At 40.3% G+C, this 23,600-nt stretch carries 18 protein-coding genes, 1 tRNA gene and 1 pseudogene; 8 read left to right on the plus strand and 12 right to left on the minus strand.

Features of this window, described 5'->3' with window-relative positions; translation table 11 throughout:
- Positions 1-87 precede the first annotated feature (87 nt).
- A complete protein-coding gene (locus tag FNW02_RS20635; protein WP_191759377.1) occupies positions 88-630 on the minus strand; it encodes a methanogen output domain 1-containing protein in 543 nt (180 codons plus the stop codon).
- 125 nt (positions 631-755) lie between these two features.
- On the minus strand, positions 756-2,057 hold the full coding sequence (locus FNW02_RS20640; protein ID WP_191759378.1) for a hybrid sensor histidine kinase/response regulator: 1,302 nt from the start codon (positions 2,055-2,057) through the stop codon (positions 756-758).
- A 960-nt stretch (positions 2,058-3,017) separates the two neighbouring features.
- Here FNW02_RS20640 and FNW02_RS20645 point away from each other — a divergent pair.
- Positions 3,018-3,473: a response regulator gene (locus tag FNW02_RS20645; protein ID WP_191759379.1), complete on the plus strand. Its 456-nt coding sequence runs from the start codon at positions 3,018-3,020 to the stop codon at positions 3,471-3,473.
- A 38-nt stretch (positions 3,474-3,511) separates the two neighbouring features.
- On the opposite strand, the gene FNW02_RS20650 is transcribed toward FNW02_RS20645, so the two are convergent.
- From FNW02_RS20650 to FNW02_RS20660, 3 genes are all read right to left on the minus strand, one after another.
- Positions 3,512-4,633 (minus strand): hybrid sensor histidine kinase/response regulator, encoded by a 1,122-nt coding sequence (locus FNW02_RS20650; protein WP_191759380.1) that lies wholly within the window; start codon positions 4,631-4,633, stop codon positions 3,512-3,514.
- A 37-nt stretch (positions 4,634-4,670) separates the two neighbouring features.
- Positions 4,671-5,999 (minus strand): ATP-binding response regulator, encoded by a 1,329-nt coding sequence (locus FNW02_RS20655; RefSeq protein ID WP_191759381.1) that lies wholly within the window; start codon positions 5,997-5,999, stop codon positions 4,671-4,673.
- 577 nt (positions 6,000-6,576) lie between these two features.
- Positions 6,577-7,233, minus strand: a complete 657-nt coding sequence (locus FNW02_RS20660) for a hypothetical protein (protein WP_191759382.1) — start codon at positions 7,231-7,233, stop codon at positions 6,577-6,579.
- A gap of 319 nt (positions 7,234-7,552) precedes the next feature.
- Here FNW02_RS20660 and FNW02_RS20665 point away from each other — a divergent pair, with 319 nt between their 5' ends.
- Entirely contained in the window at positions 7,553-8,275 is a 723-nt protein-coding gene (locus FNW02_RS20665) for a response regulator transcription factor (RefSeq protein WP_191759383.1), read from the plus strand.
- A gap of 147 nt (positions 8,276-8,422) precedes the next feature.
- Here FNW02_RS20665 and FNW02_RS20670 read toward each other — a convergent pair whose 3' ends face one another.
- On the minus strand, positions 8,423-9,787 hold the full coding sequence (locus tag FNW02_RS20670; RefSeq protein ID WP_191759384.1) for a lipid-A-disaccharide synthase-related protein: 1,365 nt from the start codon (positions 9,785-9,787) through the stop codon (positions 8,423-8,425).
- A gap of 395 nt (positions 9,788-10,182) precedes the next feature.
- On the opposite strand from FNW02_RS20670, the gene FNW02_RS20675 reads away from it, so the two are divergent.
- From FNW02_RS20675 to FNW02_RS20700, 6 genes are all read left to right on the plus strand, one after another.
- Positions 10,183-12,255, plus strand: coding sequence for a BamA/OMP85 family outer membrane protein (locus tag FNW02_RS20675; RefSeq protein WP_191759385.1), 2,073 nt, complete (start codon positions 10,183-10,185; stop codon positions 12,253-12,255).
- A gap of 103 nt (positions 12,256-12,358) precedes the next feature.
- Positions 12,359-13,021 carry a hypothetical protein gene (locus FNW02_RS20680; protein ID WP_191759386.1) on the plus strand — a complete coding sequence of 221 codons (663 nt, stop codon included), beginning with the start codon at positions 12,359-12,361 and terminating at the stop codon, positions 13,019-13,021.
- 84 nt (positions 13,022-13,105) lie between these two features.
- Complete coding sequence (locus tag FNW02_RS20685; RefSeq protein ID WP_191759387.1) at positions 13,106-13,474, plus strand: hypothetical protein; 369 nt, start codon at positions 13,106-13,108, stop codon at positions 13,472-13,474.
- On the plus strand, positions 13,398-14,498 hold the full coding sequence (locus tag FNW02_RS20690; RefSeq protein WP_191759388.1) for a calcium-binding protein: 1,101 nt from the start codon (positions 13,398-13,400) through the stop codon (positions 14,496-14,498). Before FNW02_RS20685 ends, FNW02_RS20690 begins: the two co-directional genes overlap by 77 nt.
- A gap of 26 nt (positions 14,499-14,524) precedes the next feature.
- A complete protein-coding gene (locus FNW02_RS20695; RefSeq protein WP_348535424.1) occupies positions 14,525-14,863 on the plus strand; it encodes a bluetail domain-containing putative surface protein in 339 nt (112 codons plus the stop codon).
- A 592-nt stretch (positions 14,864-15,455) separates the two neighbouring features.
- Positions 15,456-17,066, plus strand: coding sequence for a serine/threonine protein kinase (locus tag FNW02_RS20700; protein ID WP_191759389.1), 1,611 nt, complete (start codon positions 15,456-15,458; stop codon positions 17,064-17,066).
- Between the two features lie 76 nt (positions 17,067-17,142).
- Here FNW02_RS20700 and FNW02_RS20705 read toward each other — a convergent pair whose 3' ends face one another.
- The 6 genes and pseudogenes from FNW02_RS20705 to glyQ all read right to left on the minus strand — a co-directional run bounded on the left by FNW02_RS20705 (position 17,143) and on the right by glyQ (position 23,283).
- Positions 17,143-18,309: a CapA family protein gene (locus FNW02_RS20705; protein WP_191759390.1), complete on the minus strand. Its 1,167-nt coding sequence runs from the start codon at positions 18,307-18,309 to the stop codon at positions 17,143-17,145.
- A 138-nt stretch (positions 18,310-18,447) separates the two neighbouring features.
- Positions 18,448-18,532 (minus strand) — tRNA-Ser (locus FNW02_RS20710).
- A gap of 475 nt (positions 18,533-19,007) precedes the next feature.
- Positions 19,008-21,371 (minus strand): ComEC/Rec2 family competence protein, encoded by a 2,364-nt coding sequence (locus FNW02_RS20715; protein WP_191759391.1) that lies wholly within the window; start codon positions 21,369-21,371, stop codon positions 19,008-19,010.
- A 212-nt stretch (positions 21,372-21,583) separates the two neighbouring features.
- A pseudogene (locus FNW02_RS20720) lies at positions 21,584-22,022 on the minus strand (DUF4079 domain-containing protein).
- A 75-nt stretch (positions 22,023-22,097) separates the two neighbouring features.
- Complete coding sequence (locus FNW02_RS20725) at positions 22,098-22,325, minus strand: hypothetical protein (RefSeq protein WP_191759392.1); 228 nt, start codon at positions 22,323-22,325, stop codon at positions 22,098-22,100.
- Positions 22,326-22,404: 79 nt separating this feature from the next.
- Entirely contained in the window at positions 22,405-23,283 is an 879-nt protein-coding gene (glyQ, locus tag FNW02_RS20730) for a glycine--tRNA ligase subunit alpha (RefSeq protein WP_191759393.1), read from the minus strand.
- Positions 23,284-23,600: the final 317 nt, after the last annotated feature.

Raw genomic sequence — 23,600 nt, forward strand, 5'->3', positions numbered from 1 at the left:
TGGCTTTTAATTTCAGAGTTTGACTATAACTTTACACAGCTAGCTGCACTAAGCTCATCACCTTTGGTTGGCTTAGTGCTGAAGAGTCTACACCGCTTCTAGTCCCCTAAAGTATTCTCGACCTTCTGCATCTTCCGACTCAACTGTAGGTTTTAGGTAAATTACAACTCTACATCCAGGAGCACCCCCTGCTATGGTTTCTTGCAGTTCGACTTTGGCATATCCTAAGTTGTCAGCCGCTATAGTTCCAAAGACGTTTGAAGTCATCATACACATAGCAGGACGATCAAGCACTTTCTCAGCAAATGGGCAGACGCGATTACCAAACACAATCTTTTGATCATTCTGTTCAATAATATAAAAGTCGCCTTGAATTCGTCTTTTTAAATCAACTAAAACATCAGCAACTTGTTCAGGGGAAAGATGGGAGACTACCAAGGCAGACTTATAATCTTGGTTTAGTTGCCTACCCATCCTTTCACCAACTACGCTAATAAATCCAGAGGCTTCTTCTAGACCAACTACATCCTGCAAAGTCCCAGATAATTCTCGAATTAATGTACGCAAGAATACATCACGTTCTAAAGGGACATTAAGAGCGTCTATTGAGTGCTTAAGCGAGTTATTCATAAATAAGTTTTGAAAATGCAGTTTTTGAACTACAGTTTTAGAATTCCCTAAAATTGCTTCCAAGTAACTGGTTCATGTCTAACTAATATTAATTTTTCTGTATAATTTAGCGTGTGCTGCCATACCTAACGAATTGGAAGAGTAATTATAAACTCTGAGCCTTGTCCACATGCGGAATTGACTTCCAGAGTTCCTCCATGTTTCTCGACAACAATTTGACGGGCAATTGATAGTCCTAACCCCGTACCTTGACCTACAGGCTTGGTGGTGAATAAATGGTCAAATATTTTTTGCTGGACATCATTTGACATCCCGACTCCATTATCTTTGATTCGGATCAAGACATGATTTTTGTCTGTAGTGAGAATAGTTTGAATCAAAAGCTGATTAGGGTTTGCTTCAATTTCAATATAGTTGCGTCCTAAATTAGACTCCTCTAAAGCATCTATAGCGTTAGCTAACAAATTCATAAATACTTGATTTAGTTGTCCGCTGAAGCATTTGACTTGTGGTAAATTATGATCGTAATCTCTAATTACTTGAATATCGGGGCGATCCTCAGATGCTTTTAAGCGGTGTTTGAGAATCATAATTGTACTGTCTATGCCATCATGAATATTGCAAGAAACTTTGCGATCGCTATCTGCTCTAGAAAATGTTCGTAGACTGGTGCTAATGTTGCGAATACGCTGAACACCCTCTTTCATAGAAGAAATTAAGTTAGGTAAATCGGAACGTACATACTTCAGATCTATGGCTGTAATTTCCTCTTGAATTTCTAGAACAGGTTCAGGATAATGCTGTTGATAAAGATCAATGAGGTTAATCATATCTTGGAAATATGCTGAAGCGTGACCAAGATTACCATGAATGAAACTAACTGGATTATTAATTTCATGAGCAACTCCTGCTACTAATTGACCAAGAGCAGACATTTTTTCTTTTTGTACAAGCTGGAGTTGAGATTCTTGTAAATCTTGTAATGCCTTAGAAAGTGCTGCTGTTCTATCTGCTACTCGTTTTTCTAAAGTTTTTGTGAGGTTTCGTAATTGAAGATGGGTTTTGATTCTAGCTAATAATTCCTTCTCATGAAATGGTTTTGTAATGTAATCAACTGCTCCGATACTTAGACCCTCTACCTTACTATCTGTATCAGAATTGGCAGTCATGAAAATTACAGGAATATCACAAGTCTCTGGATTTTTCTTTAACTTTTTACAAGTTTCAAATCCATCCATTCTCGGCATCATTACATCTAACAAAATTAAATCAGGTAGTCTATACTGAACTTGCTTGAGTGCTATTTCTCCATCAGATGCTATAGCAACTTCAAAGCCAGCATCACTCAATACTGCAAAAACAAATTCTAGATTTGTTGCTGTATCGTCTACTACTAAAATTAAGCTCTCTTCTAGAATATTAGACATTTTTATTACTTGTTTAAAATTCATTTATTTTATAATTCATATTGAAAATTGTTTGGAATTATAGTGATTTACTCATCTTTTATAGTTACATCACTAATAAGACTATGAGATGTAATAATTTCATTTTTGCAGGGAATTACTCAAGCAACTGACCAATTCACCTCTTGAAGTAGAACAAAGACACATACTTTTGAATACTATCAATTTTGATGAATTCGATTTCTTGCTGCTTATTCACTATTGACTCAGCGATCGCAGCTAGATTACTATCTGTTATCTGTAGTAAAATAAAATGTCTAGTCCTGAAACTTTAAAATGTGTGTTCTTTGCGTTCCGTTAACACCATTGGATCAAATTTTGCAACTTTGTAGGCTGATGGAGTGGGTGAGGTACAGTCAGAAACTTTGGAAACAAGAGTTCGGAATTGCATGACAATTTTCGGATTTTACAACTCTATAGTTCCCAGAAAATCTTACAACAGCAACAATTTCAGACTAAAATTTTCTAAAAACCGATATATAAAAGCGTAAATTAAGCGAAAAATGGCATCCTACTTATATTAAAATCAGATTCCTGACTTCTTAGCGAAGTCGGGAATCTGATTGTTCACGCACACAAAAGTACGGAATCTAACATTATCTAGTTTTTAATACTCATGGCTATGTATTTTTAACTCCTACGAAGATACACTGCCACGATTATTTAATTTTTATCCATAAAGTTATTATGAAGTTCTTAAGAAAATATTCTGTAATTTTGCGTATAATCAAAAAGTATCAGCTGAACCTCTCAGGTTAAGGTTTTCTTTCCTTAACGCGTCTTGCGTGGGCAAGAATTATCAACTGGGTAAAAGCGAAACACGAACTAATCTTGAGTGAGCGCTATCCCATCGCTCGCAGGATGCTTCATCTGTTCTATGAAGAAAAACGATGAATCGCAATATAATCTTCTGGAGAAGAGATGTATCTGACACATTCATTCATGAGTGATGAAAAGAAGCAAAGCTCTCAGCAGCCTTTGATTTTGGCGGTTGAAGATCATGACGATAGTCTACTGCTGATTAGTTATGCTCTTGAGTCACTTGGCTGTAGATTCATTTGTCAAGGAGACAGTTTAGCGACTGTGCTGGTGGCTAAAGAGTATCAGCCAGACTTGATCTTGTTGGATATTTTGTTACCAGGTCACAGTGGTATCGATGTTGTGCGTTATCTCAAGGAAGAACCTTTAACTTGTAAAATTCCAGTAATTGCAGTTACAGCTTTAGCTAGCAGAGAAGATAGAGAGCGAATTCTTAAGGCGGGTTTCAATGACTACATCAGCAAACCATACATGATCGAAGATTTAGAAGCAATGATTCGTCGTGTACTTTGCGGAAAATTTGATTTTCACTCTGCTTTTGAGCTTTGTCAGGATTAATAGCTCCGACAAAGATAATACTTATGAGGAATAAAAACTTAGGTGTGCTTAGGTATTTGCACAGTGAATAAACTACCTTTACCTAGTTCAGAAGTTACTTCGATTGTTCCATCATGCGCTTCCACGATTCGGCGCGAGAGATGTAGTCCTAAGCCACTACCTGAGCGTTTATTTCTGCCTTGACGAAATCGCTCGAAAACTGTTGCTTGGTCTTCGGGCGCAATTCCATATCCCGTATCTTCTACTTCAATTTTCACCGAATCTGATTTCTCAGGAGTAGCTGATTCAAAAATGCGGATTGTTATACCTCCTGTATCTGTAAATTTGATGGCATTTGCGATTAAGTTATTTAAAACCCGCCGCAGTTCTAAGCGATCGCCCATGACTATGCCAGCATTTTTGCCTAGTGATTCTAACTCACGAGTCTCTATTTTCAGAGTTAAACCTTTTTCACTAGTTAGAGGACTGAGTTCACTAACAACTTCTTGAGCGATCTCCCGGAGATCGCAACTGTCATAATTTAATGTTTTTTTGCCTGCCTCGAAGCGATATACTTCTAGCAAGGTATTTACCATTTGCATTAAGTTCTGATTACTGCGAATCATGACTGCGATCGCCTGTTTCATTTCTGGCGAAATCTTGCAGAAGGTTTCCAACTCAAACAAATTCAACATGCGATCAGCCGCTACTAAGGGAGTTCGCAAATCGTGAGTTAGACGAGAAACAAAGTCTTCCCGCTGGCGTGCCATCTTTCTTTGTTCGTCAAGACTATGTTTGAGGCGTAGTAGCGATCGCACTCTTGCCAGTAGTTCATCAGTATCAAATGGTTTCCGAATAAAATCGTCAGCACCAGCATCCAAACCTTCAACAACGCTAGATTCATGAAAAGCAGTGATTAGCAGAATTGGAATATAGGCCAAAGTAGGGTTATTACGAATGCGGCGTGTTACTTCATAACCATCCATTCCTGGCATCATTACATCTAGCAGAATCAGATCAGGTGGAGATTTTTCAACTTGTTGCAAAGCTTTTATACCATCTGAAACTAAGTCAATCTCATACCCTTCACTCTCTAAAATGGTTTGAACCAGAATGAGATTATCGTGAGTATCATCAACGGCGAGGATACGGTCTATTTGAGAATTTTCCACAACAGACATGACTTGTCCACTTCTTTAACTTTTTGTAATTAATTTATCATTTGAGCTTGGGATATCCCATTGATGCTTTACTGAATTGAGAAGCCGACTGATGAGGATTTTTAGCAGAGCAAAAAACCTCGTTGCTATCCAAGTTTAAAGCTGGATTATCAACAAAAGTTGATAATGTTACTTGACGTGGCAATTCAATTCTAAATATTGAACCGACCCCCAATTGACTTTCGAGAAAGATTTTCCCGCTCATCATTCGTACCAGCGAATCTATAATTGCCAAACCCAAACCAGTCCCAGGATATTTGCGTGTGATAGTTTGATCGACTTGCCGGAATGCTTCAAAAATATGTGTAAAATCTCTGGGAGCTATACCAATACCCGTATCTCGAACAGAAATTTCTACTCTATTTGCAGCAAGTTCTTTAAGCTCAACCCAAATACAGCCAGAATCCGTGAATTTAATCGCGTTGGATAGCAAGTTAATTAGAATTTGTCTGATACGAACTGGGTCATTAAATAGCAATGGATTTTGCAAATCTGTTTGTACTAGCAAAGACAACTTTTTTGCTTCTGCTAAGGAACGCATTTCAGACACGGTCGTATTTATGACCTTTAATACATCAAATATTTCCGGTTTGAATTCTAATCGTCCTGCCTCCAGTTTGGAAAAGTCGAGAACTTCATTGAGCAGCATCAGCAAATGTTTGCCATTATTCAAAATACGTTCTACCATGTCCGTTTGCTGATGCGTCAATTGACCAAACTTAGGACGCAATAATATTTGTGAAAAACCAATGATCGCATTCATTGGAGTTCTCAATTCATGAGATATGGTTGCTAAAAACTGTGATTTTAGCCGTGATGCCTCCAATAGCTTCAAATTTTGCAGTTGAATTTGTTGTCGTTGTCTCTCTAGTTCTTGGTTCTTACGAATAAGTTGTTCATGGCTTTCCCTAAGATGCTGGTTTGCTAAAGCTGCCTGCATTTCAGCACGATAGACTCGAATTGCACTGCGTAAAACTTGTGCCAGTATTTCTGATGATATTCTTGATTTAGAGAGATAGTCTGTAGCACCAGCTTTGATCAATTGGACAGCAATTTGTTCATCTCCTTGACCAGTTAGAACTACTAAAGGAACTTTAATTTCCGAAGAACGTAGCTTTTGGATTAGGGTTAATCCATCCTGGTCTGGTAAGCGATAGTCGAGGAAAACGCAGTCGTAGACAGCATTTTTTAAGGCAGCGATCGCATTATTGCCATCACCTACCTCAGACAGTTCCATCTGAACACCTGCTTTAATCAGGGCACGACGTACTGCCATGCGGTCTACTTCGTCATCGTCTACAACCAGAATTCTCAGGGTCTGTTCCATCGGTTTTTATTGTCGCTGCCAAAAATAGATTGATGTATAACATTTCTCTTTTTAGATTATCCAACTAAAGAATTTCGGATTTCGGACATCCAAAATTATGACTTTCATTAACTAAGGTATTTTTCTAAAGATCCTACACTTTTTTAGCACTGCTTTGATCTTAATAAAGTTTGTAAAGATCAAATTCTTGAATATAAATTAAGCAACATTTAAGTTGTAACCTTGAACTATATTTTGCTCCTGACTTGAGGGTGTGTTTACATCATAGTTATCACCAATGGCTCTAAAATAGTAAGCAACTAACAAACTGAAAATGACTTATCTGCTAATACAGACAGAGCCAATATAAAGTAAAATAAAATACTTTATTGAGCTTCAACACAATTGTAAATGAGTGAGTAAGCGCCTGTCCTCAGTCATTAGTGATAGTTGCACATAAACATCATGTACCATAAGCTTGAGCAATTTTAGCCCTCAGATTGCTTAAACCAGGTAAATAAAAAATGTTGTCTGTACCTACTTGTGAATTTGAAGTAATCGTACCTCCTTGTGCCTTAAAAATTTTGCTAATAATCGCCTAACTTGTGACAGGGTTTTTCTGGCGATCGCTAGCTCCCATTGGCAAGAGTAGAACTATCTCCTGGTAACCCTCAGGAGCAATACTTGTATCATTATTGACGGATGATTTTAAGTCTGCTCTATTCCTTGTAAGTGTGCTAGGATAACATTCAGTTATGTAACTAGCAACTTTATCAGCCAAAGATACTCTCGTTACATAAGTGACAGTGATATTAGTATTTTTTGGCTGCACTAAGACAATATCATTCACAGTAAGGCTGTTATCAGTAATATCACAACCTCCAGGGACAAAAAGTATTACTTGCTTACTTTGATTATTGATGGATTTAACAGAAGAATTGCTCGTTGCAGCTGTATCAAAATCTCCCAAGGTATTGACTTTGCAACGGATAAATTTCAATACTAGATGGGCGATCGTCCTTCGTGATTGCGCCTGAGCCTCTCTTAAAATTTTCCACCACCAAGCTTCAGTCAATGAAGAACGAGTCGTCTCACTGCTGCTAAGTCTACTAAATTCTAACGCCGTTTGATTTACTTCCATTAGGACGCAAGTTAGTTCTATGAGTCCGATGAATCCAGAGCTCTGGTCAAAAATAGCTTGAAAGCATCGCTCACTTCTTCTTAAAGCAACTTCGACCTGTCCTAACTTATCCATTGTTGTAAGCCTTTTTCAAAGCTTTGTACAAAATAATAGAAAATAACTAATGAAACATGGCAAATGATGGCTAAATTTTGAGTAAGAGATGAAAATTTGGCGTTCGTCTCAATATTTCATAGTTTTTGTGTAAGTATCTATATACCTTCAGCTAGATTTATGCTCTATCTAAATATAAAAAAAGCGTATATTTATTATTTCTATCGGTGGATGCAAGCTTGTGAAAATATCATCTATCTTTGGTTTGGGAAAATAAGAAGTAGCGCTTACAAAAGGTCATACTTTGAAAGATGCAAATAACGAAAGAGTGAGTGTAGCAATGAGTGAGATTAGCATTCTTTTGATTGAAGATCATGACTTAACAAGAATGGGACTACGAGCTGCATTACAGTCTCACAGTGGATTGAAGGTGATTGGTGAAGCAGCAAATGCCACTCAAGGACTAAAACTTTTAGAAACGGCTAAGCCAGACGTAGCGGTTGTAGATATCGGCTTGCCTGACATGGATGGCATTGAACTCACCAGGAAATTTAAGCGCTACCAAGCTGAAAATGGGCAATCAACAACAAAGATTCTCATTCTCACAATGGATCATACAGAAGATGCGGTACTTGCTGCTTTCGCAGCAGGAGCCGATTCGTATTACATGAAAGAGACAAGTATCAGTAAATTAACAGAAGCAATACAAGCAACTCACGGCGGTAACTCCTGGATTGATCCCGCAATTGCTAACGTGGTGTTGCAGAAAATGCGGCAAGGTTTTCCAGGAGAAAGCCAATCAACTGATAAGCCTAAGACTGTCAAAATTGAAGCACTAGCGACCGAATACGAACAAGTTTTGGAAACTTACCCTCTGACTCAACGAGAACTGGAAATTCTTGAGTTGATTGTGGCTGGATGTAGCAATGGGCAAATTGCTGAGAAACTCTACATTACAGTTGGTACAGTCAAGACCCATGTTCGCAATATTCTAAATAAGCTATGTGCTGATGACCGTACCCAAGCTGCTGTTCGCGCTCTGCGTTCTGGATTAGTGGCGTAAAATGACACGAGTTTAGCTTGTATTGGTTGCCAATAGAGGAGTCAAGAGACAAAAGTTACAGAATTGGGTATAGGAAAGAATATTATGCTGGTGTTGGTGTTGGCGACACAAAGTTAAATTTAACGTACTCTGAATGGGGGATTAAGCTTAACCCAGTAGCTCCTGTAAACAATTAGCAATACGTTGTGCTGCTCCCGGCTTTCCCATGCGTTGAATGCCATTTTCAGCGATAGTTTGCAAGATGTCGGGATCTTTAAACAACGAATGTACCGCCTTGGCAACTTTTTCTGGCTGCTCGACTAAAATCAAAGATGCTCCTAAAAGGCGGCTTTGAGCTTCAGCAAAGTTAGGGTTGTATTGAGGCCCATCACCGGGAATAGCGATCGCAGGTTTTCCCAAACCAATGAATTGTTCTGTAGCCGTACCTGCCATTGCGATCGCCAAATCCCCCAAATGCAAGCAATCGTTATATGCTTTTTGTGTCAGTAACAAATATGCGTTTCTTTGCTTAAATATTAAAGTATTAGAATCAGGAAGTTGAACGGGTGATTCCAAGTTAGATTGCCAGCCTTGAGATTTAACATTTTGGGCGAGAATGTTGCAGTCTAAACTGGGAGCGATCGCACCTAAAAATACCACCGTACCAGAAGCATAAAACGCTGAATCTTTCTCCTGCAAAGTTGCCATTAATGCAGACACCGCAATCATAATTTTCTCCCAGTTATTGTATGCTTCTGGTGGGCGGGAACCTGGGAGAAGAGTTACAACAAGCGGTCTAACTTTTTCTTGCTGTTGCGTATCATGACTATAAAATTGTTGGGACGAAAACGTTGGTTCTAAACCATCCATCATCGGATTACCCAAATTAAAAGCTGGAATTGGCCATTGTTTTAATGTTTCCGTCGTCAGCGCATCTCTGGGAAACACCGCCTTACAACGGCGACGACTCATCAACCAACGTTCCCAAGGATGGTAAACTGAACCGGAAAAATTTTCCCAGCGTGCAGCTTTTGATTTTCGTGATAATAATCCAACTTCATCCCTTACGTAATATTCTGATTTCGCTGTACCGACAAAAGCATACTTAGCGCCACTGAAAGTTGCAAATAACAGTGGTACAATATCCCCCACTGCTAAGATAGCTCTTTTATTACCTAATTTCTTTTGGGAACTCACCCAGCGGCGGATAGCTTTCATCTGGGTAAAAGTCAATTGCAGCAAACCGCCACGCACATCTCGCATCAGTTGGCGCCCATCCATATAAACAAAGCCACCAGAAGGCATAGTGCGTACTGAACCTATAAGTGGAATATCCAACTGTTGGTAAGCGTGTCCTTCACCCACTATAGGTAAAGCAAAGATATCTGGTGGGTTTGATTGCCGCAGGAGTTCCTGCAAAATGCGGACTGCAATTATATCTTCCCCGTGACCATTGCTTAAAACAAGCAAGCGCAGACGAGAACTTGCAGCTTGCGGATGAGAAGCTGAGGACAACTGGGATAAATCACTCATAGAACCTCGCGGTAAGTATTGTAGTTATCAAAATGATGCTGACCGTAATATTAGATGTGATGTTATAAATAGTCACACAGTCAGGTATTTGCTGACACGAAACAAAAAATCACAATTAACTGTCACTTTGGGCAGAGGGATCAATGGAAATACAAATCGGCGAAGCCGTAGGAAGTTGATATTATCAACATTCCTAGCCCTTTCAAGGTGTACTATATTTTCTTGGTGTCTTAGTGCCTTGGTGGTTAAAAAATTAACTTTATAACCACTAAGACACTAAGGTAAAAACCCCAAAATTTGAGAAATTTTTTCAAGATTTTTACCCATCTTGAGAGGGCTAGTCCTCATTCCATAACCTTCTCATCACTAACTCCCAGTTAATTAAGTTAAATATTATGCGAGTTTCTCCTACTGCAATTTTTACTTTAGCTACTTTAGCTGCTAGTAATGTTACTCAGCAGGTAATGGCTGCACCTACTAAAGCTGCTACTCAAACTGAAAAATCTGGAAACTTAGTAGTGCCAATAATTGAAGACACCCCTTTACGAGTAGAGGCGGTTGCTTCCCCAGAAGGTGTAGTTGCACAACAATTTTCCCGAAATACTGTGGTTGTGCAAAAAAATCCTAGTCAGAATTCCACAGTAGTAACATTAAAAGATAAAGGAATAAAACAACAAAGGAAAGAAAATTCATATCTCACTACTCCTGTTTCCCCCGCTTCCCCAACTACTAATAATGATTTAGTAGTTACAGCTACAGATGTGCAAGTAATGGGAGCCAGTCAGGAATTGCAGCAGATAATCCGCAAGGTGATAAAAACTGAGGCGGGTGGAGAAACTAGTCAAAGCCAGCTACAAAGGGATATAGCGGCTATTTTGAATACAGGTTTATTTACTAATGCCAATGTAAATAGTCGTAGTACATCTGCTGGGTTGAGTGTAGTCTATCAGGTAGAACCAGTGATCGTGCGATCGCTACAACTTTCTGGTGCTAAGGTACTCACCTACAAAGTAGTTCAAGAACGTTTGCAGTCTCAAATTGGAACTAGTATCAGTCCAGCGGGACTCCAGCAAGCAGTGACACAAATTAACAAATGGTACGCCGACAATGGTTATAACTTGGCACAAGTGTTATCAATTAAACCCAATCGTCAGGGAATTCTTACCTTAAATGTTGCTGAAGGCTTAGTAAGCAATATCAAATTTCGCTTTGTCAACGATGAAGGGAAAATCGTTGATAGCAAAGGTAATCCAGTGGAGGGACGTACTAAACCAGATTTCTTACAACAGCAACTCCAGCTCAAACCTGGTCAAATCTTTCAAGAAAATGTAGTTAAGCAAGACGTCCAGCAACTATATCGCACTGGTTTATTTGAGAGTGTGAATGTTGCCCTCGAAGGTGATGCGACAAAAGTTGATTTAGTCTACAATCTCAAGGAAACTGGAGCGCGTGGTATTAACTTGGGAGGTAGTTACAACGCTGATTTGGGATTGGTAGGCACATTAAACTATCAAGATCAAAATATAGGCGGTAATAACGATACTTTGGCTGTGAATCTTGGGGTTAGTAGCCGAGACTTACAGTTTGACACCAAATTTACCAGTCTTTATCGTTCAACTGACCCCGATCGCTTAGGTTACACTGTGAATGGCTTTCGTAACCGAGAACTTTCCGAAACCTTTGATGATGAAATCAAGCTGGCTAATGGTGATAAAGTACGCGAAGGTCAAATAGGTGGTGGTATTAGTTTCCAAAGACCGATTGACGATTGGGATACCTCTTTAGGATTTAACTATACCCGTACTAGTATTCGCGATCGCCAAGGTAATATTACCCCAACTGATGCCAAAGGCAATCCCCTATCTGCAAGTGGAACTGGTGTTGATGACCTGACTACCGTATCTTTTACCGCCATTAAAGACCGACGGGATAACCCCATCAATCCAACTCAAGGTTCCATCTTAAGTCTGAGTACAGAACAATCTGTTCCTGTCGGTCAAGGTAATATTTCTCTGAATCGCCTCAAAGCCAATTACAGCCAATATGTCCCAGTGCAGCTATTTAACAGCAAACAGCCACAAGTATTTGCCTTAAATGTCCAAGCTGGAACTGTCATAGGCAATCTACCGCCTTATGAAACCTTTAATTTGGGTGGTTCCAACTCAGTACGTGGTTATGAGGCTGGAAATGTAGGTAGTGGCCGCACTTATGTATTAGCTTCCGCAGAATACCGCTTCCCCATCTTACCAATAGTGGGAGGTGTGCTGTTTGCCGATTATGCCTCAGACTTAGGCTCTGGTGATACTGTACTAGGAGATCCAGCAGGTGTACGGGGTAAACCAGGTCATGGTTTTGGTTATGGTGCGGGAGTGCGCTTAAATTCTCCCTTGGGTTTAATCCGTGCTGACTATGGCATTAATGACCAAGGAGAAAGCCGAGTGCATTTAGGCATAGGTCAGCGGTTTTAACCTTTTTTACATTGATTTAAGTAATATTACATATTTAAAAACTAAATACGATTTTAAATGGGGATGAATATACATGCATACGTATAACACTCCAGATAAAATCATGACATCAATTACTACTTATACTTACGATGTAAATGGCGATCGCATCTCCGAGAGCATTGATAGCAATAGCGACGGTATACCCGACTCAATCATTACTTACAGATATAATCTGATATTTGAAAGTTCTGACTCTGATAACAACGGTACAGTTGATGCTGTCACTACTTATACTTACGATGGCAAAGGCAATATCATATCCCAAATTTCTGACAACAATAATGACGGTACACCTGATTTTATCGGCATTTTTACTTATGACGCCAATGGTAACAAAACATCCGAAAGCTATGACTATCAATCCGAAAGCTATGACAACGGGCCTGACGGCATTCCTGATGAAACCTACACTTATACTTACGATGCCAACGGTATACAGATATCTGAGAGCAGTGATAGGAATGGTGACGGCTATGCTGAAGATGGTTTTAGCTATACCTACGATGCTAACGGCAGACTAATATCCAAAACCTATTTCAGTCCATCTCGCTACTTCGTTACAGATTATACCTATAATGCTAACGACAACCTGATATCCAAAATTTTCACTGAGAAAGTTATTGGTAATAGCTATAGTGAAACCTATACGTACGATGCTAATGGCCACCGAATAACCGAAAGCCATGTAGGTTATCCTGATAACTATGTTATTAATTATACTTAAAGTTTAGATAATAATTTAACTTCTAAAACTGTTGAATACGATGGTGACAATATCTCTAGCCAATTCAACGACCTCGCTAACGAAGTGACCACTTATACCTACGATATCAACGGCAACAAAACATCCGAAATCTTTGACAAAAATAGCGACGGCATTCCTGATGAAAGCTACACTTATACCTACGATACCAACAACAACCAAACATCCGAAAGCCGTGACAGCAATGGCGACGGCATCTTTGAATATGTCTACACTGCTACCTACAATGCCAACGGCAAACAGGCATCCTTTAGCTATGACGACAATAACGACAGTATCGTTGACAGAATCTCCATCTACACTTATGACGCTAATGGTCAGGTGACATCCTATAGCGATGACAAAAATGGCGATGGCATGGTTGATGAAGTTACCACCTACACTTACAACGCTAATGGTCAGCGGATATCCTAATAGCGAGGACAAAAATGGTGATGGCACGACTGACACAATCTTCATCTACACTTACAACGCTAATGGTCAGCTGACATTTTCTAGCTATGATTACAATGGCGACGGCATCCCTGATAGTACCTACACTGCTACATACAATGCCAACGGCAATCAGACATCCTATAGCGATGACAAAAATGGCGACGGCATCCCTGATAGTACCTACACTGCTACCTACAATGCCAACGGTAAGGTGATATCCGAAAGCCATGACAACAATGGCGATCGCATTGCTGAATGTGTAATAATTTACACCTATGCTCGCACATCTGCAAGCTATGACAATAATAACGATGGCGTAACTGATGCGGTTATTATTTACAACTACAATGCCAGTGGCAAACTTATATCTGAGCAGAGTGACAACAATAATGATGGTATCGCTGACGCTGTTACCACTTACAGCTATGATGCCAGTGGCAAGCTGACAACCAAGAACTTTGACGTCAGCAACGATGGCATCACTGACGCCGTTACCACTTACAGCTATGATGCGAGCGGCAAGCTGACATCTGAGCAGATTGATAACAATAATGATGGTGTTACTGATGCCGTTACTACTTGCAGCTATGATGCGAGCGGCAAGCTGACATCTGAGCAAATTGATAATAATAATGATGGCGTTACTGATGCGCTTGTCAGCTACATTTATAATGACAACGGTCAACTTATATCTAAGACCTTTGACGATCAACTAGTACAAGGTTTGATCCTCAAAGGTGGCAGTGGTAACGATGAATTGATTGGTGATGCTGGCAACGACCAAATCTATGGTGGCGACGGTAACGATGAACTGTTGGGACTAGCTGGCGATGACTTGATCTACGGTGGTAAAGGTAGTGATGAACTGGTGGGATTTGATGGCAATGATGGACTTTTTGGTGACAACGGTAACGACCAACTGTCGGGATTTGACGGCAATGACCAACTCAACGGTGGCAATAGCAATGATACCTCGTCGGCGGTGCTGGTGCTGATATCCTGACTGGCGGTAATGGTGTTGATATATTTATTTTTGAGTATGTGAGTGATTCTTTGCTACCCAACTTTGATGTGATTAAGGACTTAAAAATTGGTGTAGATAATATCAATGCTCAGCGTGCTGTAAATGCCGCTGATGTTGTCCAGCTTGGTAATATTAACGCCCTTGCTGAGTCTCAAATTCAAGGCTTATTAAACATAACTACTTTTGTTGCCAACAAGGCAGCAATATTTAGCCTGGGGACAGGTGCTAATCAGCAGACATTCTTAGCTCTTAATGATGCTATAAATGGATTCTCTGCCTCAAATGACGCCATCATTGAGATTACTGGTTTTAACGGTAACTTAGCCAAGCTGGCGATTGTTTAACCTAAGTTGGATTTTTAGAAATTAGATTTGTCTCTAAATTCCACACAGCAAATCTACCCAAGCTTCGGCATCTGGTTCTAGAACACCAATTCACTAATCCTAAAAAACCGAGTTTCTTAACCTCTACTTTGAAACTAAATCAGTGTTATGGATAGATGTGGCACAGGGTAGAACCGTCGTGGGAATATTCTTCTAATAGCAGGGCTTTAGAGCGATCGCTTGCTCAAAAAAGAAATGTCAACACTTGACTTTTAAATTCTGTTAACAAGTGGAGTACCTAGCTGTGTTTCCTCTCTGACACTCGCACAAGTAGAATACACAGCCTAGGCTTGTTTCCCACTTTGGTTTTCGGCACGTCCGCGCTATCCTATGAAAAAGACAAAGCTATTGCCATGATGAGGAAGTTATTCTCATTCAGAGTGATTCAATAACTAAATCATCCCATAGCATAGGCAAGCAAGCTTAGTCTGTGGCGGGTGAGGCCCTTGCCCTAGAAAAAATCTGGGAAGACTTTTTTGGTAATCCCTTAAGGTTCAGGACTCAGTACTTATCTGCTCACTCAGAACTAAGGACTCAGGACTCAAAACTCTCTATGTTAGCAGGCACAATTTTACAGGGTGGAAAATATACCCTAATTCAGGAAATAGGGCGAGGTGGCTTTGGCATTACGTTTAAGGCTACTCATCAATACCTAGGCCATGAGGTGGTAATGAAAACCATCAATGAACGGCTGCGGCAAAATCCTGATTTTGCCAAGTTTGAGCGTCAATTCCAAGATGAAGCCAGACGATTAGCTACTTGTATCCATCCAAATATTGTCCGAGTCAGCGACTTTTTTATTGAAGCTGGGCTGCCTTACATGGTGATGGAATACATTCCTGGCGAAACCTTGGGAGATGCATTTGTATTGCCAGGTATACCTTTGCCAGAAGTTAAAGCAATTCATTACATCCGTCAAATTGGGGCAGCGTTGCAGGTAGTACACAACAATGGTTTGCTGCACCGGGATATCAAACCAGATAATATCATTCTCCGCCAAGGAACTCAGGAGGTAGTGCTGATTGATTTTGGCATAGCTCGCGAATTTAATGGCGGGGTGAGGCAGACTCACACGGGTTTAGTTACTGAGGGCTATTCCCCAATTGAGCAGTACCTTTCGCAAGCACCTCGTACACCTGCAACGGATGTTTATGGTTTGGCAGCAACTTTGTATGCACTGTTAACAGCGCAAGTTCCTATGTCAGCACTGCTGCGCGATCGCGAAAAAATGCCTTCCCCCCGCGAATTGCAACCCCACTTGAGTGCTGCTGTCAATCAGGCTGTGATGCGTGGTATGGCTGTTGAGTCTCGCTTTCGTCCAGCAACTATTGCTGAGTGGCTGCAACTGCTACCTGAAATTCGGGGAAATGTGACACCACAAGCCTTACCCACCATCGATTTATCTGTTCAGCAGTCAGCGAAGTTGCCTAGAAAAGCTGCCCAAAATCATATTCAGCAAGCATCTGCACAGAAGAGAACTGTACTGACTAAGAAACTGCGATCGTCTAAAATATTAATTGGTATAAGTGTAGCCTTTGTTGCAGCTACAGCAGGTTTTGGTATCACTAGTATGCTTCCCAAATCTCAGCCGCAGTCTAGCCCAAAGCCGATTTTTGAGCAGCCACTTCAAGAGTCTGCGACAGAAGTACCCAACATTGATAGTAAATCTTCACCATCAGGTAGAGACACAAATAGCACTTCCCAAGCTGAATCCGCACCCGTCTCTACTTCCAAGCGGCGTCAGCGCCGTCGTGTTTCCCAGGAGGAATCTCCCAGTAGTGCTAACAATTCTAAAGAAGAATCGCAACGCCGCAACCTTAATCAATCGACACCTTCGCCTAGCGTTTCCTCTTCACCTTCGGTAGTGGATAAGCTACGGGCAGAGCGAGCATTGCGATCATTGCGATCGTTTCGTAACGCTTCACCCACAGCATCACCACGCAATAACTTACCCTCTTTGAATAAGGATTCTGCCTTGCCCCAACCTGTTAGTCCGTCAAATCCTGTAATTCTACCAGCAGCGCCACCACCTGAAGAATTAAAACAGTCAGATCCCAATGATGTAATAGTACCAACACTAGAGGAAAAGCAAAACTTGCCTACTGACACTCAACCCCAGAAGGAAGAGAAGTTTCAGCAAGAGCCACTAGATGACAAAAATTAGTCGAGTCAATTACCGCTCTTAACTTATGCAAGTATCACGACTTTTGCTTTCTTGTTTGATCTTTTAGATGAATTTCCTATTTACTATTAAGCACAAGAATTTCTTCCTTATTAGTAATCTTCACCGGATTATTAGGAAAAGCTTGATTATTCAAATAACGCATAAGTTTCACAGTCTGAAAAAGCTGATCGATATGAGGAATTCCTTGCCTATCCATACGAATGGGGATAATTTTACTCGATACTAAATCTCCTGCTGAATTAAGTTTGACTTCTAAAATCATTGAGTCACCCGTTTGGGCATTTGTGGATAAAGTCCGATATCCCAAAAAGTTTCCTAAAGAATATGCTATGAGTTTTCCTTTATAAATTTCCATCGCTCTTGGAACGTGAGGCCCATGTCCCAAAACTAAATCTGCTCCGGCATCAACCATTGTTCGAGCAAACTTAATTGAATTACCTCGGTTTTCACCATAAAAAAACTCTGTCTGATTCTTTAGGTGTATTGCCTCTGTTCCTTCAGCTCCAGCGTGCATTGATATAACTACAATCTGGGCATTATTTTTAGCTTGTGTTACGAGCGTTTGGGCTGCTGCTAGATCGTGAATAGAGTTATACATGTTGTAAGGAGAAAACCCGATCATTGCAATTGGAATATTATTAGCTTTTTTATAGAGAATTTGATTTTTATGACCTAATGTTGCTATGCCCACAGCCTTAAGGTTGTTTATTGTATCTTGGAACCCCACCTTACCGAAATCCATTGCATGATTATTAGCCATGTTGAACACATTAAATCCAGCCTCAGCAAACAGTTGGGCATATGCAGGTGGAGAGCGAAAGGCAAAAACTTGTCCTCGACTAATGTCTTTAGTAGTATAAGGATAATTAGTTAAGCTAGTTTCTAAATTACCAAACAAAATATCAGATCCTTGTAAGTATCCTCTCACCGACCTTGGCAACAGCTGATTGCTCAAGCGCGGCAATCTGTAGTTAGGAAAATTGGTTCCAGGAATAATATCCCCAACTGCTTTGATAGTAATAGTATCTAGATGCTCTTTCCCTGGCGGTGGCGTAGGTTCCGGGAAAGCAAACGGAAATGGCTCCGGCTCAGTAGATGTGGTAGCGGCGTCTGATGGTTGGAATTGCCCAAACCTGATGAAAACTCCTATACCAATGCCTACACAAAAGCAGCAACTAATAAAACTTAATGATAGTAATTGTACTAGTCTTGAATTTGCCATCGTTCACTCCTCATACGATGGCATTAGTTTATCCCAAAAATTATTGTTCTATGTGTATATTTTAACGCCGTATAAAAACATCATAATACGTGATTATGAGAATATAACTGCTATATGAATTACTGCAATATTTTAAAACGGAGAGGGGGGGATTCGAACCCCCGTTGAGTTGCCCCAAAACGCATTTCGAGTGCGTCGCATTCAACCGCTCTGCCACCTCTCCAGCTATTCATTTGCGGATTTGACTATACATTCAGTATGCAAATTCCGTGGGTTTAAGAAAATGCGATCGCATCCTCTTCGTCATAATAGCATTTTGAGCAATAAAGTGATCGCCATGCGGTCGTCTCACAACTTATTACAGGCAACAATAACCGTAATCTCAAGTTCCATAGTTTTCATACTGAGTGTTCGTTGTTCAGCGTAGTTTTTCTTGAAGAGTAAGCTGTTTAGTCGAGATACTTCTCTGGGCGATCGCTAATTTTTTGTTATCAGCAAGCCATAGTATGATATTTTTGACTTTTTAGTATCTTTGAAAAAAGCAAAAACCAAGCCAAATTAGTAATACTGTTGTCACAATTTCTTCATAGCTTTGTCAAAATGATGTGTAATGCTTAATTTGGCTACAGACCTATTCATCTGGTCGTTTCTCAAGGCAGGACTGTTCGTTTCCTGCCTTTTATTTATTTGTGGGTTAGTTATAAAACAGAGGATTTATTTTCTGCTGCTTGAATAAACGTCTCAAATTGACCCTTGGGTGTCCATTGGATTGCTCCATCTCGTCCTGTAAAAAACAGCTGCGTTTGGCTTTGACTAAGCTCAGACAAAGTTTTTTCATCAATATTGGCAGAAGAAGCGATTGCTACTTTTGGTTTTAGAGCTAAAACTAAATCTTTTAAAGACTGAGAATAACACCATAGTACTTCTGGGCTAGGTAAACTTCCATTCTTTACTAGCTGTTGTACTTCTTTAGATTTGATATTACCTATTAATAACCAATTCTGACCAAAAATTTGTAATTGCAAGATAGGTAATTGCTCATTAATTAATTGCGTTACTATCGAACCAGTATTCACAACTTGACCAATTGCCAAAGCTTGGTAGATACCTTGATGCTTTTGTAGTTCCTTTTGAATCACTTGAACAGCAATAGAACTTTCTGGCTGGGAGGAATATAAATAAAAATTTTTAATAGGTAAACGTTGTAGTAACTCCAGCCAAGCATTGCTATCATTGTTTTGGAAATTATTAGCGATCGCCCAGTTTATTTGATTCACACCCTGCTGTTGCAAAAACGGTAGGATCGTAAAGCGTCCTGTTCCCTGATCGCCACTATTAATTAGAGTTACTTTTCCTCTGTCTTGAACAACCAAAATTGGTTCTTCATCTGCTGCCAAAATAGTTATTCTAAATAATGTGTTTGCAGAATGCCAAATTGGAAGAAGTACCAAACTAGCCGCAATTAGACTAGCAAACCACCATCGCTGCTGCCACCAACGCACCAACCAAACCAATATAATCAACGCATAAATCGTCAGTATTTGCCAAGTGGCTATACTACCCACAGCAACAGAGTTTCCTGGCAGGTTGCTAAAAAATTCTACTAACTTTATTAGCCAATCGGTAGGATAATGCAATATCCCAGCTACAAAACTTCCTGCATCAATCCAAATTAATGCTGCGATCGCACTAATAATTCCACCTATACTAATGATAGAAATCAATGGAGTGCTAACGATATTCAGTAGCAGGCTGTAAGATGGCACAACTCCAAAGACAAACAGTTGCACAGGTAAAGTCCAGATAGTAGCAGCAAGAGGAACGGCAATCAACGAAGCGATCGCAGGCGGCAAAAAACCCAAGCGCTCAACTATTGCGGGTACTGTGACAATTAACCCTAGCGTTGCTAAAAAACTTAGTTGAAAACCTAAATCCCAAATCCATAAAGGATTAAATAGCAATAATAGCGTTGCTGCTAAGAGGAGTGAACCTAACTGTTTTACTTTCCTCTTTAATACCAAACCAACTAATGCCGCAAAACCCATAATTACAGCTCTTAGTACCGCTGCCTGGAAACCTGTCAAACTCAGGAAAATAATTAAAGCTAACAAGCCACAAGTAAATTGTGTTCGCTTCTTGAAACGCTTTGTCAGCTGTAATATCACACCCAAAATTAAAGAAGTTTGAAACCCGGAAGCTGCCAAAGCATGAGCTAATCCTGCCTGCACAAACAAGTCGCGGATATCATAAGGTAAATCAACAGCTTTGCTTCCTAAAACCATTGCACTCACTAGTGGCCCTTCTGGAACACCTAACCAACGAACTTGCGATCGCACAATTCGCTCTCTAACTTGCCACCATCCCCATTTACGTTTTGCATCTACATCAAGAATATTTACCTGTCGTCCAATCAAACCAGCAAACGTTCTTTCTTGCTTGAGGAACTTCTGAAAATCAAACGCGCCAGGATTTGACGCTGCTTTAGGTTTGTATAAAATTCCTGTTACAGCAATTTGTTGATTAGGGTACAACTCAGTAACTTGAAGTAAAGGTACAGTTACGTACAGTCTACCTGTTACCCCTTTCGGCACATTTGCTGGGCCTTTTTCGTTTTTGACCTCATCTAGCTGAGTCACTTCTAACCAAAATTGTCCCCGCTGACTGCGAGTCAATCGTGGATTACTGGCGACTTCACCGCGAACAATTACAAGTTGTTCTTGATTACTGCTATTCCCAAGCGTAACAAACTGACTAATGTCTTTTACTCCTGGTTGTGGCACTCTAAATTGAAAATACAAAGTTGCCAAAAGTCCCACTAAGCCAGCAGCTACCCATATTCTAGAATGGGGCATAGCTTGCCAAGTGTTAGACACTATCTTGGTTTTACCTCCAGCATTTTCTGGTTTTTGAGCAACTTGTGGTGGAGCAGCATAGCGTCTTCTAAACAAAACCGCTCCGACTAACCCTAAAACCAAAATCCACACACCACCCCAAGGAATTGCTGTAAACAGTAACCCTAGAATGTAGCCAAGACAAATAATTACACTACTCGTTTGAATCATAAAATTTTTTGTAGAAGCACCTAGCGAATAAAATTCGCGGCTGACTTAAAAATAGCTCATAGGGCAGGAAAGAAAACTTTTCATGCTTGTGGTGAAGTATAGTTCATCAAGTTTATACAAACAAAGCCCAGTCTAAGGGCTTTGTTTGTGTAGCTTTAGCTTATATAGGATGAATGAATATCTGAAGGCATTTATATCTAGCAACAGCTCGATCAGAGGGCTATTCCCAATTTAAACCCAAGTACAGCGTGGAAAAATAGAATACAAAGTGCAATACTGTTTACATAGACTTAGAGAAATTGCACCGTTGATTAGCAATAGTAGTAATACCAGCGAACCAGTCCAAAAGTAGGGACTTTCCAGAATTGGTTGGTGCTGCATTACCAAAGACAAAACTCCACCCATGTAACCAGCTGCCATGAATAAAAATAGCCAAGGTGCTAGTTGACGATGGTCACTTCGGCTTTTAATTGCAGCATCTTTATCCTCAATCAATCTTCCTCGCCAACCTGCGAGTCCCACATAGCTGCCCATTACAAAAACAACAATCGCCATCATCAATGGATGTCCCCAATGTACAATCGGTTCGGGGATTTTAAGTGAACGAAACCAAGCTGCGATCGGTTCTAAAACTTCACTCCAATTCACCATTCCAATCTCATACCCTTCTCACTCTTTGTGCTCATGCATGGGTTCTCAGATTAACTAAAGTCGTGAGTCAAACGCTTATTGTTGCAAGCTTTTGAGAAAATCCAGCTTTGCCGCAAAATAATCAGCAAAATAATCACCAACCTCTGTAGAAGTCATTCGTATAACTTTTGTTCTATGTCGAATTGGCTGTAACGCTGCTCCTAGAGTGCAATGTGAACTACTAGCCTTTTTGTACACATATCTGGGACTTATCCCAGGTATCCGAAAGTAGTCATCTATTTGTAGTTCTTGAAAATTCGTCATAAGGCTCAAGGTAAATATAAAATACGTGATTTCTTCTTAATTGTCTTTTCTTGTACTGTGCCTTGCCAACACAAACCACTCAAGAACTTGCCTTATTCAGCAGCGGAAAACCCAATTTTTCTCTTTGCTCAACATATAAATGAGCAACTTTCCGTGCCAAATGCCTAATCCTGGCAATATAACGAGTTCGCTCCGTGACTGAAATCACACCTCTAGCATCCAGCAAATTAAACGTGTGCGAACACTTAATTACATAGTCCAAGCTGGGTAAAACCAGTCCGCGCTCCGTTAATTGCGTAGCTTCCTGCTCATACAAATTAAACAGCGTCAGCAACAACTCAGGATTCGACGCTTCAAAGTTATATGTGCACTGTTCAATCTCTCCCTGGAGGTGAACATCACCATAAGTAATATTGTCTGTCCAATGAATCTTAGTGATTGCTTCCACTTGCTGAAGATACATTGTCAGTCGTTCCAGTCCATAAGTCATCTCAATGGACACAGGACGGCAATCAATACCCCCACACTGCTGAAAATATGTAAATTGAGTAATTTCCATTCCATCTAACCAAACTTCCCAACCAGTACCCCAAGCTCCTACTGTCGCATCTTCCCAGTTATCTTCTACAAACCGAATATCGTGATCTTCAGGACGAATCCCTAAAGCTCTCAACGAATCAAGATAAATGTCCTGAATATTATCTGGCGAAGGTTTTATTAGAACTTGGTACTGATAATAGTGTTGAAAGCGATTAGGATTTTCGCCGTAGCGACCATCTGTAGGACGACGGCAAGGTTCAACGTAAGCAACAGCCCAGGGTTCCGGCCCCAGTGCTCTCAAAAAAGTATGAGGGTTTTTTGTTCCAGCCCCTTTCTCCATGTCGTATGGTTGGGCTATGAGACAACCGCGATCGCTCCAAAACTGATGCAATATGGCTATTACCGACTGAAAATTCACGCTTTACCCTTCCTTTGTCAGCACAGTGCATAAACCATTGTTGCTTAAACCCAGCACTGTGAGCATTTTTAGAGGCTGAAAACAGCCCAAAAATAATTTTGAAGAAAGTAGTTGACAAACTTATGTACGCTCGCTATATTGGATAAGTGCCTGAAAAGCGAGCGCGAAAGAGCGACGTTACCAGGACGCCGAACCATGAAAAGATTATAGTTTGAAAGCCATGATAGAGCAAGTGGCATGCGTCAATTAAAATAATTAACTAAGCTGAAGTTAAAAAAGAGCAGCTATTGAGCGAAAAAGCAAACCCTTCAAAACGG

Origin of the sequence: Komarekiella delphini-convector SJRDD-AB1, assembly GCF_014831675.1 — a bacterium.
GTDB lineage: Bacteria > Cyanobacteriota > Cyanobacteriia > Cyanobacteriales > Nostocaceae > Komarekiella.

Bases quoted from the DNA above. Each gene is read 5' to 3' on its own strand.
- FNW02_RS20680 (WP_191759386.1), top strand. From the start codon at position 12,359: ATGACATCAATTACTACTTATACTTACGATGTAAATGGCGATCGCATC.
- FNW02_RS20715 (WP_191759391.1), bottom strand. From the start codon at position 21,371: ATGATTCAAACGAGTAGTGTAATTATTTGTCTTGGCTACATTCTAGGG.
- FNW02_RS20725 (WP_191759392.1), bottom strand. From the start codon at position 22,325: ATGACGAATTTTCAAGAACTACAAATAGATGACTACTTTCGGATACCT.
- FNW02_RS20645 (WP_191759379.1), top strand. From the start codon at position 3,018: ATGTATCTGACACATTCATTCATGAGTGATGAAAAGAAGCAAAGCTCT.
- FNW02_RS20665 (WP_191759383.1), top strand. From the start codon at position 7,553: ATGAGTGAGATTAGCATTCTTTTGATTGAAGATCATGACTTAACAAGA.
- FNW02_RS20675 (WP_191759385.1), top strand. From the start codon at position 10,183: ATGCGAGTTTCTCCTACTGCAATTTTTACTTTAGCTACTTTAGCTGCT.
- FNW02_RS20650 (WP_191759380.1), bottom strand. From the start codon at position 4,633: ATGTCTGTTGTGGAAAATTCTCAAATAGACCGTATCCTCGCCGTTGAT.
- FNW02_RS20700 (WP_191759389.1), top strand. From the start codon at position 15,456: ATGTTAGCAGGCACAATTTTACAGGGTGGAAAATATACCCTAATTCAG.
- FNW02_RS20660 (WP_191759382.1), bottom strand. From the start codon at position 7,233: ATGGATAAGTTAGGACAGGTCGAAGTTGCTTTAAGAAGAAGTGAGCGA.
- FNW02_RS20670 (WP_191759384.1), bottom strand. From the start codon at position 9,787: ATGAGTGATTTATCCCAGTTGTCCTCAGCTTCTCATCCGCAAGCTGCA.
- FNW02_RS20635 (WP_191759377.1), bottom strand. From the start codon at position 630: ATGAATAACTCGCTTAAGCACTCAATAGACGCTCTTAATGTCCCTTTA.
- FNW02_RS20690 (WP_191759388.1), top strand. From the start codon at position 13,398: ATGACAAAAATGGCGATGGCATGGTTGATGAAGTTACCACCTACACTT.
- FNW02_RS20640 (WP_191759378.1), bottom strand. From the start codon at position 2,057: ATGTCTAATATTCTAGAAGAGAGCTTAATTTTAGTAGTAGACGATACA.
- FNW02_RS20705 (WP_191759390.1), bottom strand. From the start codon at position 18,309: ATGGCAAATTCAAGACTAGTACAATTACTATCATTAAGTTTTATTAGT.
- FNW02_RS20655 (WP_191759381.1), bottom strand. From the start codon at position 5,999: ATGGAACAGACCCTGAGAATTCTGGTTGTAGACGATGACGAAGTAGAC.